This window comes from Chitinophaga sp. 22308 (assembly GCF_052045305.1).
Lineage (GTDB): Bacteria > Bacteroidota > Bacteroidia > Chitinophagales > Chitinophagaceae > Chitinophaga > Chitinophaga varians_A.
Genome location: NZ_JBQEOP010000008.1, coordinates 451,802 through 472,710 on the forward strand (window position 1 = coordinate 451,802; position 20,909 = coordinate 472,710).

A 20,909-nucleotide genomic window follows, 5' to 3' on the forward strand; every position below is an offset into this window, starting at 1 on the left:
CCTAATATGACAACTGTTCGCTGAGGTATTGGGCCAATGCCACAGCATTTTCCTGCTTCAGCATCGAGAAGTGGTCCCCCGGCGCTGTAAACACTTTTACCGCTTTCGTATGGGCGTCCCATCCAAGGCTTTCGGGCTTGTCCTTCCATTGCGCCGATGCCGCTTTAACGATGTGCAGGCCGGCATTGGTAAGTCCTTCCACCTGATAGCTGTTCAGCACTTCGATGTTACTTACCTTGATGTCCGTTAACCGCATGATAAAGTCCACATGCGCCAGCCTGTCTCCGCCCACCTTACCTTTCAGGTAATTGGAGATAAACGGCACTACGGCTTTCATGTCCAGTGGCTGTACCATTTGTTTAAGCCCAGTCACCCATGCAGGTGGCGTGTTGGATATCACGTTGTTCTCCTGCAGCACTTCCACCAGGGCATCGTAGAAAATTTCCTGGTAGGTGATGGCGCCCTGTTGCAGCACATCGATATGTCCTGGATGCGCATCTGCGTCCAGTATTGCCGCGAATGCCACCGTTTCCCCGGCAGCTTCCAGCTGGCGGGTCATTTCATACAACACGTACGCACCAAAGGAGTGCGCAATGAAGCGATATGGCCCATGTGGTTGCAGTGCTTTTATCCAGCGGATATTTTGTGCAGCAATAGCAGCGATGGTGTAGAGCGGTCGCTCTCCTTCCAGCACGCCCGGCATTTGTATGCCGTATACCGCGGCGGTGGCCGCCAGGCCTTTGGCCAGTTCATCATAACCATCGCTCAAACCATCCTGGCCGGGAATAATAAACACGGTCGTCCGGCCGTTGCTTTTGTTTAAAGGTATGATGTGGCCCTCTTCTGTGGCCGCAGTGGTTTCCCCGCTTGCCTCCGGTACTGTCAGACTGGCGGCCAGTCCGGCAATGGTAGGCGTATCGAAGATGTTACTGAGGGCAATTTCTTTGCCCAGCTTCCTGCGGATGGCGGCGATCAGACGGATAGACAATAACGAGTGGCCTCCCAAAGCAAAGAAGTCGTCATGAACCCCCACCTGGTCTACCTCCAGCAGCTGCTGCCAGATGTCCGTCAGTATTTCTTCCGTTTCATTCCGCGGCGCCACATACGTGTTTCCGGAGAGCGTGCCTGCATCTGGATCAGGTAGCGCTTTCCGGTCTACTTTTCCATTAGGCGTGACCGGTATCCTGTCAATTTTAATCAGCTGCGATGGCACCATATAGTCCGGGAGCTTTTCTTCCAGGTAGCTGATGATGGCATCGCGGTCAAATGTTCCGTCTGGTAAAATATAGGCGATCAACGACCTGTTATCGGTGCTGCCTTTGGCCACTACTACGGCCTGGCTTACGCCATCGCATTGTTCCAGCGCGTTTTCGATCTCGCCCAGCTCTATGCGGTAGCCGCGTATTTTCACCTGGTCGTCTATTCTGCCCAGGTATTCGATGCTGCCGTCCGGCAGCCAGCGGCCCAGGTCACCGGTGCGGTACAGCCGTGCGTCCGCTTTTCCGGAGAAATGGTCCGGGATGAATTTCTCTGCCGTAAGCTCGGGGCGATAGAGATAACCACGCGCCACGCCTTCGCCACCGGCACATATTTCACCCGTCACCCCTACCGGGCACAGTTCCCGGTGCTGGTCCAGTATGTACACCTGCACCTTGGCCACAGGGTTACCGATCACGATGGTGTCGCCACGCAGCGGATCATCCGTAAGGCTGGTACAAACCGTGTTCTCCGTAGGCCCGTAGGCGTTAATCACCCGGATGCCTTTGGACTGGAAGTACCTGGCGTCCTCGCGGTTCAGCGGTTCACCGGCAGACACGATTGTTTTGATGGTGCCCAGTTCCTCGCGGATCGTATGCTGGTAAGACGGTGGCAACACCACCAGTTCTACCTGTTGTTTGCGCACCATATCGCCAAACCTGTCTGCTGCCAGCAGGTCTTCTTTCCGGGGGAGTACAAGGCTACCACCACTTAACAGGGTATTGAAAATTTCGTAACAGGATGCATCAAAGCCGAAAGCTGCAAACTGTAATGTTCTCATACCAGGTATTAATCTGAGGGATGCTGCCTGGCTTAGGGCCAGGTTTACCACACTTTTATGTTCAATCATTACGCCCTTGGGGTTGCCTGTACTGCCGGATGTATAAATAACATATGCGAGGTGATGCGGTGCAGGGATAACAGCCGGCGCCTTCGTAGGCTGGTTGCTGATCGCTCTGCGGTCTGCATCTGTTCTGATAATATGGATGTGATCGGGTACCACCAGTTCATCGGCCAGTTCACGGCTGGTGATGAGCATGGCGGCACGGCTGTCTTCCAGCAGGTAGGTGATCCTTGCTGCCGGATAAGACGGGTCGATCGGGAGATAGGCCCCTCCTGCTTTCAGGATGCCCAGTATCGCGACGATCATTTCAGGTGAGCGTTCCAGGCAAACCGGCACCAGTGTTTCCTGCTGCACGCCTTTACCGGTCAGGTAATGCGCCAGCTGATTGGAACGGATGTCCAGCTCCTGATAAGTCAGCACCTGTTCTTCAAACAACAGGGCAATGCTTTCCGGCGCGGCGCCCACTCTTTCTTTGAACAGGTCCATAATGGTTTTACCGCTGCCGTCGTAAGCCGCCGGCATAGCGTTGAAATCAACGGCAATATGCTGCTGCTCTTCTTTGTTCAGCAATACCACATCGCCGATTTTAGCCGCCGGGTGACTGACAATAAACTCCAGCACCTGTTGGAAATGTCCGCGTAAGGCAGTCACGTAGGCACGGTCCAGCAATGCTGTATTGTATTTAAACCTCACCGCTACAGATTCGCCCACTACCGCCGCAATACCTAAAGGATAGTTGGCATGGTCGCGCATCTCAATATTGTCCATCTGCAACTGCCACTGGTGGGTGTTCAGCAGATCACTTACGGGATAGTTTTCGAATACCAGGAAGTTGTCAAACAAGTCACCTGGTATTTCCATCCAGCGCTGCATATCGTTGAGCGACGTGTACTGATGTTCCCGGCTCTGTACCTGCTGCTGCTGGATTTGCTGCAGCCAGGCCGCGATGCCCAGTTCCCTGTCGATAGTGGTATGGAAAGGCAGGGTGTTGATATACATCCCTACACGTTTTTCCACGCCCGGCAGATCATCGGGGCGACCGGAAACCGTTACGCCGTAAGTGACCTGCTGCTGGCTGGTATAGCGATATAACAGGTACGCCCATACGGCCTGTATCACGGTATTCACGGTGATACGGTGCTGCTGCGCGTAAGTGAGCAGCAGCTTCGCTTTGGCGCCTGCCAGCTGCATTTCCTGCACTTCATATACGCCCTTGCCTTTGGTACGTTCTGCGGTGGCGCTGATGAAAGGCAGCAGTGTTCCGCTGTCTGCCGATGCCAGGTAGCCTTTCCAGTAGGCCATCTCTTCTTCCTGGTCACGGCGTTCCAGGTAACGGATATAGTCTTCGTACTTATCTTCCTCAGTTGACACTGGCTGTTTGCCGGCCATCAGCTGATCGTATGTTTGCAGCAGTTCTTCCACGGCCACAGACCCTGACCAGCCGTCGAGCAACAGGTGGTGGAATGTCCATACCATCCGGTAGCGTTCATCGGTCAACCGTATCAGCGCAATGCGCATCAGCGGCGGTGTGTTGAAGTCGAAGCCTTTCACCAGGTCGGCCGCTTCATAGGCCGTCCATGCTGCTTCCTGCTCGGCAGCGTCCATATGCCGGTAGTCCTGCTCATCGAAAGGTACGGCCACCTGCTGCTGTACGCACTGCACCGGAATACGGAACACATTGGCAAAGAAGCTGCTGCGCAATACGCTGTGATGCTGCACCAGGTGTTGCCAGCTGTCTTTTAACACAGCGATGTCCGGCGCGTCCAGCGTGCAGCAAAGCTGTTGTATGTAGATACCGTCGCTGCTATTGTACAGCCCATGGAACAGCATGCCTTCCTGAAGGCTGCTCAACCGGTACAGACCGGTGATATGGTCCCTGCGGGTGCCGCCGTCGGCGTGCGGCGCATCAAGGAACTGGTCCAGCTCCGCATTGGTCACGATATCTCCCAAACCATAATCGGATGGCGTAAACACCGGCTGGGCAGCCTGGGCAACCGTATGGGTAATCAGTTGCTGTAACTGCGCCTGGTACTGCGCTACCAGCTCCTGTATCGTACTGCCGTTATAGTGATGGGTACTATAGCTCCAGTACAGCACCAGTTCACCGTTTTCCACTGCGCCGTTGACCGCAATTTTATGGCGCACCTTCACATCCGTGACACTGCCGGTACCGGCAGCTTCCGGCGCGGTACTGAACCATTTACTGTTTCTTCTGGCGGCATCTACCTGTCCGAGATAGTTAAAGGTGATATCCCATGGATCATTGCCCTGTAAAGCATCTTCCTGGTTGATATATTTTAATACCCCATAGCCGATCCCTTTACCAGGCAACTGTCTCAGTTGTTCTTTGATTTCTTTTAGTAAGACGCCGGGGGCCGTGTCTGCGCTATTGTTCAGCCATACGGGGTACAGGCTCGTGAACCAGCCTACCGTATTGCTGATGTCGATGTTGGGGGAAATATCTTCACGGCCGTGTCCTTCCAGGCCTACTACCACGCCGGCGCCGTTCCAGGTGTGCAGGGCGGCTGACAGTGCAGCCAGCAGCACGTCATTGATTTCGGTATGATACGCTTTGGGCGCTTCCTGCAACAACAGCTGCGTTAACGTTGCGTCCAGGTGCATCACCTGCGTGTCCATATCATTGCCGGTCAGCTCTCCGTGATAAGATCTGTCCACTTTCAACGGCTGGTACTGCTGCACGATGTGCTGCCAGTATTCCCGTTGGTGCAACAGCTGTTTACGTTGACCGTATTCCACCAGTCCCTGCTGCCATTCGCGATAGGAGCTGGTTTTATGGGCCGGCGCTAATGATTCACCTTTGAGCAGGCTGTCCAGCATGATTTCCAGGTCGTCCTGCATAATCTGCCATGACACGCCGTCCACTGCCAGGTGATGTACAATGATCAGCAGGCGGTTGGCCGCTTCGGAGGCTGGTGTTAAAAACAGCACCGCACGCACCAGGATGCCTTGCTCCGGTTGCAGACTGGCCTGGTAGCGGTCGCAATGGGCGGCCAGTGTAGCGGCATAGTCTGCAGTATCAATATCACGCAGGTCCACCACTTCCAGGTCTCCGGCGTAGTCGCCGTAATGTTGGCGCCAGCCGTTGTGTTTACGGGTGTAGGTAAACCGGAGGCTGTCATGACGAAGCAGCAACTGTTGTACGGCTGTCTTTAATATCGTCGCATCAATTTGTTTGTCGATACCGACGAACAACTGTTGAATAAAGTGTTTGGCGATTGTTTCTTCTTCGAGGTACCATTGCTGAATAGGCGTCAGTCCGCTGTTACCGCTAAGCACACCTTGTTCGCTGTGAACGACTTTTTCTTTGCCGGTAGCCAGTGAAGCGGCCAGTCCGGCGATGGTCTGGTGTACAAACAGGTCTTTCGGTTTCAGGTCATATCCAAAACGTTTGGCCCGGCCTACCACCTGTATGGTGATGATGGAGTCACCGCCCAGCTCAAAGAAGTTGTCATTTCTGCCGATATTTTTAACGCCCAGCAGTTCTTCCCAGATAGCAGCCAGTATTTGTTCCACTTCTCCGTTTAAGATAGCGCGGGTATGGGTCGTGGCAGTATAAGGTTCCGGCAGGGCGGCCTTGTCCACTTTCCCGTTGGCCGTCACCGGTATTTTTTCCAGCGCCATTACCAGGGAAGGCACCATATATGGCGGCAGTTTGTCTTTCAGCGAAGCCAGTAACGGATCTTTCTCGAAGGTTCCCTGCGGCACTACGTAAGCGACTAAACGTTTATGTCCGTTGTCATCTGTTTTCACCAGTACGACAGCCTGGGTAACGAAGCCGCTCTGCAGCAGGGCGTTTTCAATCTCTCCTGGTTCTATACGGTAGCCACGGACCTTCACCTGGTCATCTATCCTGCCCAGGTATTCGATGTTGCCGTCCGGCAGCCACCGGCCAAGGTCGCCGGTGCGGTACAGGCGCGCGCCTGGCTGACCGCTGAAATGGTCCGGTATAAATTTCTCTGCCGTGAGCGTTGGGCGATATAAATATCCCCGTGCCACGCCTGCGCCGCCGGCGCAGATCTCGCCGGCCACACCAATCGGGCAAAGTTCGCCATGCTGGTCCAGGATATATACCTGTCCGTTAGCCAGCGGTTTACCGATAACCACCGTCTCACCTTGCAAAGGGCTGTCCGAAATGGTGGTGATGACGCTATTTTCCGTAGGCCCGTAAGCGTTAAAGACGCGGATGCCTTTTGACTGGAAGTATTTCGTGTCTTCCCTGTTCAGGGCTTCGCCACCGGAGATAATAGTTTTGATGGTGCCCAGCTCTTCCCGGATGCTATGCTGATAGGAAGGCGGCAGCAACAACAACTCCACCTGGTGTCGCCGTACCATTTCGCCGAACTTGTCCGCTGCCAGCAGGTCTTCCTTGTGAGGGACCACCAGGCAGCCACCACTTAACAGGGTGCTGAAGATCTCGAAGCAGGACGCATCAAAACCAAAAGCGGAGAATTGCAGTACCCGTATGCCAGGCTTCAATGACAGCACTGTTTCCATGTTCAGCGCCAGGTTCACCAGTCCTTTGTGTTCTATCATCACCCCTTTGGGATGCCCGGTACTGCCGGAGGTATAGATCACGTAGGCGAGATCGTCCGGTGCAGGTGTGGTACCAAGGGTGATGCCAGGCTCTCCTTTAATGGCCATCCAGTCATCATTCGTTTTAATGATCTGAATATGGGCCGGGATATCAGGCAAGTTGGCCAAGTGGCCGTTGCTGATCATCATGGTGGCACGACTGTCTTCCAGCAGGTAGCTGATGCGCGCGGCCGGATAGGACGGGTCAATCGGGAGATAACCGCCGCCGGCCTTTAGTATGGCCAGTATGGCAACAACCATGTCCGGAGAACGCTCCAGGCAAACAGGCACCAGGGTTTCTTTTTGTACGCCTTTGCTCATCAGGTAAACCGCCAGTTGGTCTGAGCGTTTATCCAGCTCCTTATAAGTGAGTGCCTGCGTTTCAAACACCAGGGCTGTTTGATTCGGCGCTATGGCCACCCGTTCTTTAAACAGGTCTATGGCAGATTTTCCGGTAGTTGTTTGCGGCAGGGCTGCGTTATTGAAGTCAATGGTAATCCGCTCCCGTTCTTCGTTATTCAACAGCACTACTTCACTGATTTTTGCCGCAGGATTGCGAACAATATATTCCAGCACCTGTGTGAAATGATCGCTGATCTGCTGAATATACGCAGGAGACAACAACGCTGTATTATGTTGCAACAGGATAGTGATTTCCTGTCCCACCCCTATCGTGATGCTCAGCGGGTAGTTTGTATGTTCTTCTACGTGTAGCTGTTCTATCTGCAGTTTCCATGGATAGGAAAGCGTTTCTTCGTCCACCGGGTAGTTCTCGTATACCATCAGGGTATCGAACAGGTCTCCGGTGACGTTGGTATATCGCTGACTGTCGCGCAGCGGTGTATACTGGTACTTGCGGCTTTGCACCTGTGCCGCCTGTATGTCACGCAGCCAGTCGGTGACAGACAGTTCCGGCGCCACAGCGATGTGTACCGGCAGGGTGTTGATGTACATGCCCACTTTCCGTTCTATGCCCGGCATATCGTCCGGGCGGCCGGACACAATGGCGCCGTAGGCCACGTGCTCGTTGCCGGTGTAGCGGTATAACAGGTACCCCCACACGCCCTGCATCAGCGTGTTGACCGTGAGGCGCTGTTGTTGGGCATATGCAGTAATAAGGCGCGTTTGGTCAGCATCCAGCACTACCGGCGTTGTTTTATAACGGCCCTGTGCTTTTGTCCTGTCTGCGCTGTTAATAAACGGCAATAAGGTGCTGTTGTCGATACCCGCGAGATATCCGCGCCAGTAGGCGCCTTCTTCGTCTTTATTCCTGCGGTCCAGGTAACGGATATATTCTTCGTAGTGGTCTGTAGGCCCTTCTTCCGGCTGTTTGCCTGACGCCAGCGCTTCGTAGGTACGCAGTAATTCTTCCAGCAATACCGGCATCGACCAGCCATCCAGCAACAGGTGATGATAGGTCCATACCATGCGGTAGGTATCATCCTGCAACCGGATGAGGCTCATCTTCATTAACGGTGGCGCGGTGAAATCAACGCCCTGCTGCAACACTTCCGCTTCATGGGCGGTCCATGCCGCTTCCTGCGCTGCCGCATCGAGGTGGCGGTAGTCCAGCAGCGTCACCGGCAGTTCTGCATGACGGTACACACATTGTACCGGTACATGGAATGCATCGTGGTAAAATCCGCTGCGCAGGATGGTATGTTGCTGCAACAGGTGCTGCCAGCTTTGCATGAAAGCATCGATATCCGGTTGATGTAATAAATAGGTGAACTGCTCCGTATAGGCGTCTACGGTATTATCGTACAAACCATGGAACAACATGCCTTCCTGCAAGCCGCTCAACCGGTACATGGCGGTAATTTCGTCGCGGCGTTTGGTGCCGCCGGCCATTGGCATGTCCAGGAAGCGGTCCAGTTCCGTGATGCTTACCAAACCGCCCAGTCCGTAGTCAGACGGCGTCAGCAATGGTTGTTGAGCTGCCTGAGCCACCGCGTGCAGCACCATTGTTTCCAGCGCATCGATATATTTTTGCGCCAGCGCCGCGATGGTATCGCTATTGTAATGTTGACTGCTATAGCTCCAGTCCAGCACCAGTTCACCACCGGTGACCATACTGTTCACGGCTATCTTACGGCGTACAGTGTAATCGTCGCCCGCCTCTGCACCAGCCTGTTCGTCTGTAATGGTAAACCATTTGCCTCCGCTGGTCACCGCATCAAACTGCCCGAGGTAGTTAAAGGTGATATCCCACGGATCACCACCCTGCAATGTTTCCAGCTTATTAATATATTTCAGCACGCCGAAACCGATTCCTTTGTCGGGTATCTGACGCAGCTGTTCTTTCAAGTTGCGTAGCAAGGTACCGCTATCTCCTACGGTATTGCCTGGCAGCAACACCGGGTACAGGCTGGTGAACCATCCTACGGTACTGCTGATATCAACGCCTTTGTCGATGTCTTCCCTGCCATGTCCTTCCAGCCCGATCAGCACATCGCCATCGGCCCAGCTGTTGAGCGCCAGGGCGAGCGTGCTCAGTAATACATCATTGATTTCCGTGCGATAGGCGGCCGGTACTTCGTGCAGTAATTTTTGCGTGAAGAAAGTGTCCAGCTTCACCTGGCAGCTCTCCATATCTTTTATCCGCAGCACGCCGTCATAGGCTTTATCTACCGGCAAAGGCCGGTATTGCTGTACAATGCCGGACCAATAGTCCGCCTGTTTCAGCAAACGGTCTGTCTGCCCATACTTCACCAACGCTTCATACCACTGCCTGTAGGAACTGCTCTTTTTGCCCAATGACACGGGTTCATTACGGTACAGGCCATCGAGCAAACGCTCCAGGTCTTCCAGCAGAATACGCCATGACACGCCATCTACGGCAAGGTGATGAATGGCCAGCAGCAAACGGTTATGCTCCTCCGCCGCAGGTGTCAGGAATAACACCGGACAGATACAACTGCCTTTGGTAACATCAATATTGCGCTGATAGCTGTTGCCATACGTTTGCAGCATGGCCGGCAGCTCGTCCATTGATTCCGTTTGCAGGTTCACAATGTTCAGCATGGCTTCTGTATTGCTGTATGCCTGCTCCCATCCGTTGGCGCCGTACGTATATTTAAAACGCAGGCCGTCGTGGAACTGCACCAGTTGCATAATGGCGGCTGACAAGGTAGAAGATGGAATTCGCTTGTCTATCTTCAGCAGCATGCTCTGGTTAAAATGAGAAGGCGTGGTCCCTTCTTTTTCAAAATACCATTGCTGTACTGGTAACAAGCCACAGCTGCCGGTTTGTATTTCCTGGTCGGCAGACAGGCTGGTGGCTGCCCCTTTACGGGCAGACATCACGGCGTACAACATGGCAATGGTCTGGTAATCGAACAAATCACCTACCTGCAATTCGTAGCCAGCCCTTCTCACACGGCTCACTACCTGGATGGTGATAATGGAGTCACCGCCCAATGCAAAGAAGTTGTCATTGATACCTACCCTCTCCACGCCCAGCAATGTCTCCCAGATACCTGCCAGGGTGCGTTCCACGTCATTGCGCGGCGCTACATAGCTGTCTGTTTGCAGGTTTTGTCCGTCGGGGTCCGGTAATGCTTTTTTATCGATCTTGCCGTTTGCCAGCAGCGGGAAATAATCCAGCACCATCAGCAACGACGGCACCATGTAATCCGGCAGCTGCGCCGTAAGCTGCTGTAATATTTCATCTTTATCAACGTCTTCTTCGGCAACTACATAAGCTATCAGGCGTTTGTTGTCAAGATGGTCTTTTTTGACGATCACCACCGCTTGTTTTACGGTAGCGCAATTGTTCAATGCTCTTTCTATCTCTCCCAACTCGATACGGTAACCACGTATTTTCACCTGGTCGTCCATACGGCCCATAAAGAGAATATTACCGTCCGGCAGATATTTCACCATATCGCCGGTGCTGTACAACCGGTCGTTGGTATCAGGCGCAAAAGGATTGGCAATAAACTTAGTGGCGGTCAACGCTTCATTATGCAGGTACCCCTGCGCTACACCTTCCCCACCAATATACAAACCGCCGGGAACCCCTACCGGGCATAATTGCAGCTCGTTGCTCAACACATAGACCTGTGTATGGGAGAAAGGTTTTCCTACCGGAATACTTTCACCATAGGCCGCATCTTTATCGACGATATGCAATAATTTACCGATGGTGGTTTCAGTTGGTCCGTAGTGGTTTACCACCAGGCAACCGGTGCCCGCTGCATACACGGATGCCGCAACGGCTGACTCCAATGCTTCTCCGCCAAAGATCAACAGCTTCTCCGGCAATAGCAACCTGTCTTGTAAACACAGGGCCTTCCAGTGTGAGGGCACTATCTTCATACAGTCTATCGGATGTTTGTCCAGATAGTCATATAAGAGCGTGGTGTCCTGTACCATCTCTTTAGAGAAGATATGCAAGGTGCCACCAGTGGCCAGCGCACCGAAAATCACGGTATTGCCAAGGTCTGTCGCCATGCTGGACATGAGCCCGAAAGAGCTGCATTCCCTGATGGGCAGCGTATTGGTGAGACCGAATATATAATCTGCCAGGTTGCCATGCGTGACCACTACTCCTTTAGGTTGACCCGTACTGCCGGAAGTGTAAATAACATACACCGGATGGTCAGCCCTGGTGAGGCCAGGGAGATTGTCCGTTCCGTGTACTTTAATATCGCTCCAGTCATCATCCAGTAAGATGATATCTGCCGGACCGGCCTGTAACCTGTCTGCATATTTACCAAGGGTGATGATATTGGAGGCTTCGGTATCTTCCAGCATAAACCGGATACGGTCTTCCGGGAAGTCCGGTTCCACCGGCACATAGGCGCCTCCGGCCTTCAGGATGCCCATGATGCTGACAACCATGTCCAGGGAGCGTTCCATACAAACCGGCACCAGCGTGCCTGCTTTCACTCTTCTGCTTCTTAAATAATGCGCCAGACGGTTGGCGCGTTCATTCAGCTCGCCGTAAGTCAGCGTATCGCCCTCAAAGGCCACTGCCGTAGCTTCCGGCGTACGGCTCGCCTGCGCTTCAAACAGGTCGGCAAAAGTGATCTGTTTCGTATATTCTTTCTCGTAAGTTCCTTTAACGGACAGCAGTTGCTGTTCTTCACCGGAAGTAAGCATCGGCAACAACGCAATAGTTTGGTCCGGTGATGCCACTACAGCCTGCAACAGTTGCTGGAAATGGCCCACCATACGCGCTGCGGTAGCTTCGGTAAACAGGTCTGCGCAGTACACTACTGTTCCGTTCAATCCGTCCTCATCTTCGTCCATGCTGAAGACCAGGTCAAACTTGGCAGAGGTGTGTGCCACCGTTTCTTCTGACAAAACAATATCACCAAACCGGAGGTCCGGCTGGTTCACATTGTTCTGCAAACCGAATACCACCTGGAATACCGGCCGGTGGCTCCTGTCGTTGTCTACCACCACCTGGTCCACTATCTTTTCAAACGGCACTTCCTGGTGTTCAAATGCATTCAGTGTTGTTTGTTTTACCTGTTGCAACAGTGCGCGGAAAGAAGGATGGTTGCTCAGGTCTACCCGCAGCGCCAGCATATTAACGAAGAACCCGATCAGCCCTTCTATTTCCTGTTGCGTTCTGCCCGCAACAGGGCTGCCCACACAGATATCTTCCTGGCCGCTGTAGCGGTACAACATCACATTAAAGGCAGAGAACAATGTCATGAACAGGCTCACGCCTTCCTGGCGACTGAACTGATGCAGCTGCGCCGTCAGTTCAGCAGGCAACTGGAAGCTGATGGCACCTCCCCTGGTGCTTCTCACCGGCGGCCTTGGATAGTCTAACGGCAGGTTCAACGGAGTGATGCCAGCCAGGTTTTCTTTCCAGTAAGCCAGCTGTTTGTCCAGCATATCACCGGTAATGTAAGTCCGTTGCCAGATAGCGTAGTCTGCATACTGAATGTTCATATTGTCCAGCTGTAGCTGGGCGCCGGTGGACGCGGCCATATAAAACGCTACCAGCTCTTTCACCAGGATGCCGGTGGACCAGGCATCAGAAGCAATGTGGTGCGTGGTGATGATGAGGATATGTTCATCAGGCGCCTGTACCACCAGGTCTGCCCGCAGCATATGGTCCGCAGACAAATCAAACGGCGCGTCTGTCACCTTTTTGATAAAGGCTTCCAGCGCAGCCGGATTGTTTTTATATGCCGGTTGATCTGTGATGTTTAATGTCCAGTTGTCCTGTTCCATTATGTGCTGATATCCGCGGCCATCATTCTGCCGGATCACGGTCCTTAACACCTCATGGCGGTTCACCACACTGCGCAGGGCAGTTGACAGCGCTTCAGTATCCAGCGAGCCACGCAGGCGCAACACCGCAGGTACGTGATATTGTACGCTGCCTTCCAGCTGGTCAATAAACCAGAGGCGCTCCTGCGCGAAGGAAAGCGGAATACGGGCAGGCCGTTTTACAGCCTTAACGGCAGGCAGGGACGTTTGTCCGGCTTCCCGCTGCAAGAAGGCCGCCAGCTGGTCTATCACGGGGTACATAAAGATAGCCCTGACCGTTGTTTCTATGCCTGTTTTGTTGCGCAGGGCAGCTACCATACGCATAGACAGCAGGGAGTGCCCTCCCAGTTCAAAGAAATTATCGTAAACGCCTACACGCGGCAGTAGCAGTAATTCCTGCCAGATATCGGCCAGCACCTGTTCCATTTCGTTGCGCGGCGCTACATAGGCCTGCTGTGGCAGCAGGTCCGTAGGCAATGCCAGCAACGCTTTGCGGTCGGCTTTTCCATTAGGCGTTAACGGTACCTTCGCTATGGCTGTGAAGAAAGAAGGTATCATGTATTCCGGTAAACGGCCGCGGAGATAAGCGATGATTTCCTCCCGCTTAAAGTCTCCATCCGGCACTACATAACCGATGAGCGATTTATTGCCGTCAGGCCCGGTCTTCGTCAACACCACGGCTTCTTTTACCAGTGGGCATTGTGTCAGCACATTTTCGATCTCTCCCAGCTCTATACGGAAGCCGCGGACCTTTACCTGGTCATCGATACGGCCAAGATATTCAAGCGTTCCGTCCGGCAACCATCTGCAGATATCGCCGGTGCGGTATAACCTTCCTGCGGCTGATGACAACAAAGGATGATGGATAAACCGTTCGGCTGTCAGTTCCGGCCGGTTCAGATAGCCGCGGGCCACCTGTATGCCGCCGATATGCAGTTCTCCCGGTATGCCTGCCGGCGCCAGGTTGCCTGCCCTGTCAAGGATATAGAGCGGCGTATTGGCCACCGGCGCTCCTATAGGCACCAGCCCGTTTGCCTGTACTTCCCTCGGTGCATGCCAGCAGGTAACATCGATAGCTGCCTCCGTAGGGCCGTATAGGTTATATAATGCCGCCGTCCGGGATTTCTCATAAAAACGCACCACCTGCTGCGGCTTCAGTGCCTCACCGCTACAGAGCGCCCTGCGCAGTGACCCACAGGTATCGGCCGGCATATCGTCCAAAAATGCGTCCAGCATAGATGGCACAAAATGGATAGTGGTGATATTTTGCGCGGCGATCACTTCCCGCAGATACCCGGCTTCCTTATGCCCGCCCGGTTTGGCAAACACTAATTTAGCGCCGGCTATCAGCGGCCAAAACAGTTCCCAGACAGATACGTCGAAACAGAAAGTCGTTTTCTGCAGAACGGCATCACTTTCATTCAATTTAAAATAGTCTTGTGTCCACAGCAAACGGTTCACGATACCACCATGTTCGTTCATCACGCCTTTAGGCTGACCGGTAGATCCGGAGGTATAAATCATGTAAGCCAGGTGATGCGGCGCCAGGGCCGTTTCAACGGGCGTGACCGGTTCCTGTGAAATGGCATCAGGCGTCACCAGCTTAACCACATCTGCAATAGTTGCCAGTCTATCGGCGCTGACAGCATCGGTCAACAGGATATCCGCCTGAATATCCGCCAGCATAAAACGGATTCTTTCTTCCGGATACTCCGGGTCTATAGGCACATAGGCGCCGCCTGCCTTCTGGATGCCCAGAATGGCGATGATCATTGCTTCGCTGCGGTCCAGGCATACGGGCACCAATGTGTCTTCTTTTATGCCCTGCTTCCTCAGATAGTGGCCCAGCTGGTTGGTTTTTTCATCCAACTCACGGTAGGTCAACTGCACTGTATCCGCTACTACTGCCACGGCATCAGGCGTCTGCCGTACCTGCTGCCGGAACAGGTCTATGATGGTCTTATCTTTTGGATAATCCGCCGTGTTATTGTTAAACGCCAACTGCAACTGCTCTTCCTCTGCTGCAGAGGTGATACGCAGCGCGTTGATCGCTGTGGCCGGCGCCATCACGATAGCACGCAGCAGCTGTTCGAAATGCTTCATCATTTGTTTAATCCTGTCGGCACTAAACAAATCGGTGCAGTACTCTGCGTAACCACGGATAACATCTCCCTGCTCTTCCAGGGAAACGGTGATATCGCATAAAGTGGTTTTATGCGCCACTTCCTCGTATGCCAGGTGCAGATCGCCCAGTAACAATTCCGGTACCGGCGGTGTGTTCTGCAAAATGAACATGGTCTGGTATAGAGGGCTGCGGCTCATATCCCGGTCCTTCACCACCTGTTCTACTATTTTCTCGAAAGGCACCTGCTGGTGTTCATATGCATCCAGCGTTGTGCCTTTCACCTGCTGCAACAGGGAAATGAAAGAAGGATTATCACTGAGGTCTGTTCTTAATGCGACGGTGTTCAGGAAGAAGCCTATCAGGCCTTCTGTTTCCTGCTGCGTTCTGCCGGATACCGGCGAGCCCACACAAATATCGTCCTGGCCACTATAACGTTGCAGCAATACATTGTAGGCTGTCAACAGGGTCATGAACAGTGTCACGCCCTGCTCCTTCGACAACTGCTGCAATTTGCCGGTCAGGTCCTGGTCAAGCTGGAACCAGCTGATAGCGCCATTGAACTGTTGTACCGCTGGACGGGTGTAGTCCGCAGGTAGGTCTAACGGCGGCACGTTGCTCAACTGACGGTTCCAGTATGCCATTTTCTCTGCCAGCACCGCTCCGTCAAAACTATTACGCTGCCAGAGGGCATAGTCGGCGTATTGAATTTCCGGCTTCTCCAGTATGGGCGCACGTTTTTCGGCATAGGCACGGTACAGCTCCACCAGTTCCTTCACCAATATGGACATAGACCACCCATCACAGGCGATGTGGTGGATAGTGATCAGCAGCAAATGTTCATCTGCCGCCAGTGACAGCAGGTGCGCTCTGAGCATATGATCGCGGCACAGGTCAAACGGCGCATCTGCCAGGCTGCTCAACAGCTGCTTCAGGGCAGCTTCGTTTGACAACTCAGGTGTTGACGGTACCAGCGCCAGTTGCCACTGGTCTTTGTCCATAACATGCTGCCAGGCCACACCGTCTTTCGGGGCAATCACCGTACGTAATACTTCATGTCCGTTCACAATATTGCGAAGGGCAAACTCCAGTCCCTGTACGTCCAGGTTGCCGTGCAGCCGCAATATTACCGGCATATGGTAAGGCACGGTGCCCTGCAGCTGATCAATGAACCACAAACGTTCCTGGCTAAACGAAAGCGGAATATTGGCAGGCCTCGGTCCTGCCACCAGCGGCGGCAGGTGCGAACCTTTCTCCTGCTGTTGCAGGTATACCGCCAGCAAAGCAATGGTGGGATAGATGAAGAAGTCTTTCACCGTCAGCTCCACGTCCATGTCTTTGCGCACAGCGGCCACTACGCGGGTAGCCAGCAGGGAGTGACCTCCCAACTCAAAGAAATTATCTTCAATGCCTACGCGGTCCACTCCCAGCAGATGCTGCCAGATATCGGCCAGCCGTGCTTCTGTGTCGTTGGTGGGAGCTACATAGTTGATCAGGCGTTTACGTTGAATATCTTCCCATGCCGCCAGAAACTTACGGTCTACCTTGCCGTTGCCGGTCAGCGGTAATTTTTGCAAGGCCACGAAATCGGCTGGCACCATATAATCGGGCAAACGGTCCAGCAATTGCTGTTTGATATTTTTCTGCAAGGACTCGCAGATATCGGTGAACAGCGGAATGTTAGTTTTCACTGTGTCCGTAAAGCTGATACTGTTGCTGTAGGATTGTTCCACAAATCCGTCAAACGGATCACGCTCTATGAGGAGATTTACTTTCAGCGGATCTTCGTCCAGCAAAAAGCGGTAGCTGTAGCCCGCAGCGGTGGCTACATTCAATATTTCATTGACGGTGTGTGTGACCGCGTCCGGCGCGCTGATGTAATCAGACAGGTCGCCCACGTTGTTGCACAGGTTGTTTTTCAACGCATGCTCCAGCATCCGCTCTCTCCATACGCGGTGCCCGGGCACGTCCTGCAACGCTATCACCGGGATACGGTTCGTTAACTGGTCAATGATGCTGCTTTTGTCCGCAATAGCGTCCCACGGCTGCCAATCAGGCTGCAGCACGGGCTTTTCAATGCCTACGTGCATGATCACCGTATAACGGTAAAGGCTCAACTCATTGATATAGTCTCCCTGTTTCCAAACAATTTCCACATGGGTGATTTCCGGGAAACGGGTTTGCAAATGATAGAAATAGGCAGGAGAAAAACACAGCTCTTCTTCTTTTAACACCTCCTGGTCCACGCTCCATTCAAACTCGCGGACACTGGTTTTATCATGTAATTTGTCCAGTTGCAGCCGGCGTTTGAAAGAAGGCAGCAAGCGCAGGTCGCGCACGTCGCCCACTACAATGCGGCCTTTACCTTTTAACAGCGTAATGGCTTTTGCCAGCACATCCGTCATATAAGCGGCTCCCGGGAAATACTGCACAATTGAGTTTAAGATCACCAGGTCGATTTCTTCTTTTTCATCCAGGATGATTTCGTGCGCAGCGCACAGCTTCATCTCCGTATCCGGATAACGGCGCTCACCTTTGGCAATGCGGCGTAGTATCTGTTCTACCGACACACGGGAAAAGTCGGTACCAATATACCGCTCGATATGATCGGCAATCGGATAGAAGATCAACCCCGTACCAGATCCAATTTCCAGTACCCGCTTAGGTTTCAGCCCGATAATCAGGTTAGTGATATCATCCACCCACTGCTGCATGTTTTCTGCAGGGATAGGCCCGCTGGTGAAGCTGTCATTCCAACCGGTGATATTGAACTCTTCATCCAGGTCTTCTATCTCGTCTGTTTTACTGTAGGCCGTATCGTACAAAGCCCGCCAGCTGGCAATCTGCAACTGCGACAGCTCATATTCCTTCTGTTGCAGCGTTTCCTGTTCCGGTACATAATAGCTGACCAGCCGTTTTTCGCCGCTATGCTGTTGTTTTACCACTACGCAGCTGTCGCCTATTTCCGGCAGGTTGTTTAATACACGTTCTATTTCACCTGGTTCGATACGGTAACCGCGGATCTTCACCTGGTCGTCAATTCTGCCTGCGTAGGCAATGGTGCCGTCCGGCAGCCAACAGGCTTTATCGCCGGTGCGGTACCAGCGGCCGGGCGCATTCTCCAGCGTTACATATTTTTCTGCTGTTAGTTCTTCGTTGTTGACATAGCCTAATGAAACGCCGTCACCTCCTACGTAAATTTCACCGCTAACACCTACCGGCACCAGCTGTTTATTTTCATCCAGGATGCGGATACGGGTATTGGCCATTGGTGTACCGATGGGAACGGATATCTTTCCGGTTACATCATTCACTTCGTAGCAGGTGGCGGCCACTGTTACCTCTGTAGGGCCGTACATGTTCACCAGCTTGTCTTTTCCAAGTACGGCCAGCGCTTTCTCCAGATGCGGCAGCGAGGCCTTTTCACCGCCAAACAGAATTTTCCGCATAGGTTTCAGGCCCAGCACCTGGTTATCGACAAAGTTGTGGAACAAGGCCGTCGGGAAAAGCGCGATCGTAATTTTTTCCGCAGCAATGATCCTGGACAATTCGAATACATCTATCGCGGCATCGTCTTCCACCATGCATAAGCAGGCACCGTTGAGCAGCGTGCTGTAAATATCGAAAGTAGAGCCGTCAAACGCGTAGTTGGAGCATTGCAGCAGCCTGTCGCCAGGCTGTACTGATGTAGCCCCCCGGTCGAAGGCCAGGTTGATCAGGTTTTTATTGGTGATGGCGATCCCTTTGGGACGGCCGGTGGTACCAGAGGTATACATCACGTTCACGCAGGCATCGCCGGCAGTGCGTATACCCGGTGGCGTTACCGCGCTGTTACGCGCCGCAGTAATATCCAGTCCGGCTGTGAATGCAGCCATGCCTGAAGCGTTGAACAGCTCCCTGCTGGTATATAACAATGCGGCGATACCGGCATCTTCCATCATGCCATGGAGACGGTCTGCCGGGTAACCGGTATGAAAAGGCGCATAGGCATTGCCGCTTTTAAGGATGCCCCAGATACCGACAATCATCTCTATGCCGCGTCTTGACAGTAAAGCGATGGTATTACCGGGCTGAATACCTTGTTCCGCCAGGTAATTCGCCACCTGGTTGGCCTGCTCGTCCAGCTGTTTGTAAGTCAGCGTACGTTTGCCGAAAGTAACGGCCGGCGCGTCCGGAGAAGCAGCCACCTGTCCTTCGAAAATAGACACCACGCTTTCAGCGGACGGATAGAGCGTAGCGGTATCGTTAAATGACACCAGTAATTGATTCACTTCCGCTTCACTGAGCATGTTCAGCATACCGATAGGCTGCGCCGGGTTATCTACTGCCGATTGCAGCAGTACCTGGAAATGCGCTACCATACGCTGAATAGTGGCTTCACTGAAGATATCCGTGTAATATTCCACTTCCACTTCTATGCCATCGGGGCCTTGTTCCATGGACCAGGAAAGGTCGAACAGGCTGGTGGTACGCATGATTTTTTCATCCTGCATCGTCACCTCGCCCATTTTCAGTTCTTTGGTAGGCGGCACGTTCTGTAGTACAAAAACCACCTGGAACAAGGGGTTCTTACTGATGTCCCGCTCTCCCATCACGGCTTCCACTACTTTCTCAAACGGTACTTCCTGGTGCTCATAGGCATCCAGCAAAGTATTTTTCACCTGTTGCAGTAAAGAGGCAAAGTCCGGGTTACCGCCCAGGTCAGTACGCAGCACCAGTGTATTTACGAAGAAGCCGATCAGGCGTTCCATTTCTGTCCGCATCCTGCCGGCCACTACGCCACCGATGCTGATGTCTTCCTGCCCGCTATAACGGTACAACAACACTTTAAAAGCCGCCAGCAGCGTCATATACAAGGTAGCGCCGTGTTCCTGTGATAATTTCTCCAGCGCCGCGGTGAGCCGCTGAGGAATATGGAAAGTGACCAGCGCGCCGCGGGTGCTCTTTACCGCCGGGCGTTCATAGTCAGTTGGGAGGTTCAATAAAGAAGCGCCATCCAGTTGCTTTTTCCAGTAGGACAGCTGTTTGTCCAGCATATTGCCGGCCAAGTATTTACGCTGCCATACGGCATAGTCGGCAAACTGGATGTCGAGCGGCTCCAATACCGGTTCGCGGCCGGTGGCGGCAGCAGTGTATGCTTCGTTTAGTTCATTGACAAGAACGGCGGTAGACCAGCCATCGGAAGCAATGTGATGCATCACCAGCACCAGCAGGTATTCATCTTTCGCCAGCTGTATCAGGTGGGCACGCAACATATGATCGCGGAACAGGTCAAATGGCATCTGCACCAGCTCATCGATATACGCCTGTAAAACTGCCGCATCTTCATACCCGGAGGTGCCATCGATGATATCCAGCTCCCACTTGTCTTTTTCCAGGACACGCTGCCAGGCATGACCATCTTCCAGCCGGATAACAGTACGCAGCACTTCATGACGGTTCACCACTGTACGCAGCGCATAGTTCAGCGCAGCGACGTCCAGTTTTCCCTTCAGCCGCAATGCCGCAGGGATATGGTATTGCACGCTGCCTTCCAGTTGGTGAATGAACCACAAACGGTCCTGGCTAAACGACAAAGGAACGGGCCCGCTGTCGTTGGCACGGGCCTCCCTGATGCTACCGGAGAAATGTTTCTCCTGCACACCGGATTTATGTTTCTTAAAATATGCTATCAGTGATTGTTTGTTGTCCCTTAATCTATTGAGAAAACCAGCATCAATCTCTTTATCTTCGTCGGCTTCCACCAATAAATTATCATCTTCACAGGATACCCTGATTCCGCTACCGTGGGCCTCGTTCAACAGATCAATTATTTCGTTGAGATTAAAATCAAACATCGTGAATGGTTTAAAAAAATAG

1 protein-coding gene is annotated in these 20,909 nt (G+C 53.1%); it reads right to left on the reverse strand.

All coding sequences use genetic code 11. The annotated features are described in order from the left end of the window. Position 1 precedes the first annotated feature (1 nt). Positions 2-20,887, reverse strand: coding sequence for a non-ribosomal peptide synthase/polyketide synthase (locus ACTJJS_RS30010; RefSeq protein WP_440667385.1), 20,886 nt, complete (start codon positions 20,885-20,887; stop codon positions 2-4). Positions 20,888-20,909 lie beyond the last annotated feature (22 nt).

What these genes read in the sequence shown, in the direction of transcription:
- ACTJJS_RS30010 (WP_440667385.1), bottom strand. Translation starts at nt 20,887, where the DNA reads ATGTTTGATTTTAATCTCAACGAAATAATTGATCTGTTGAACGAGGCC.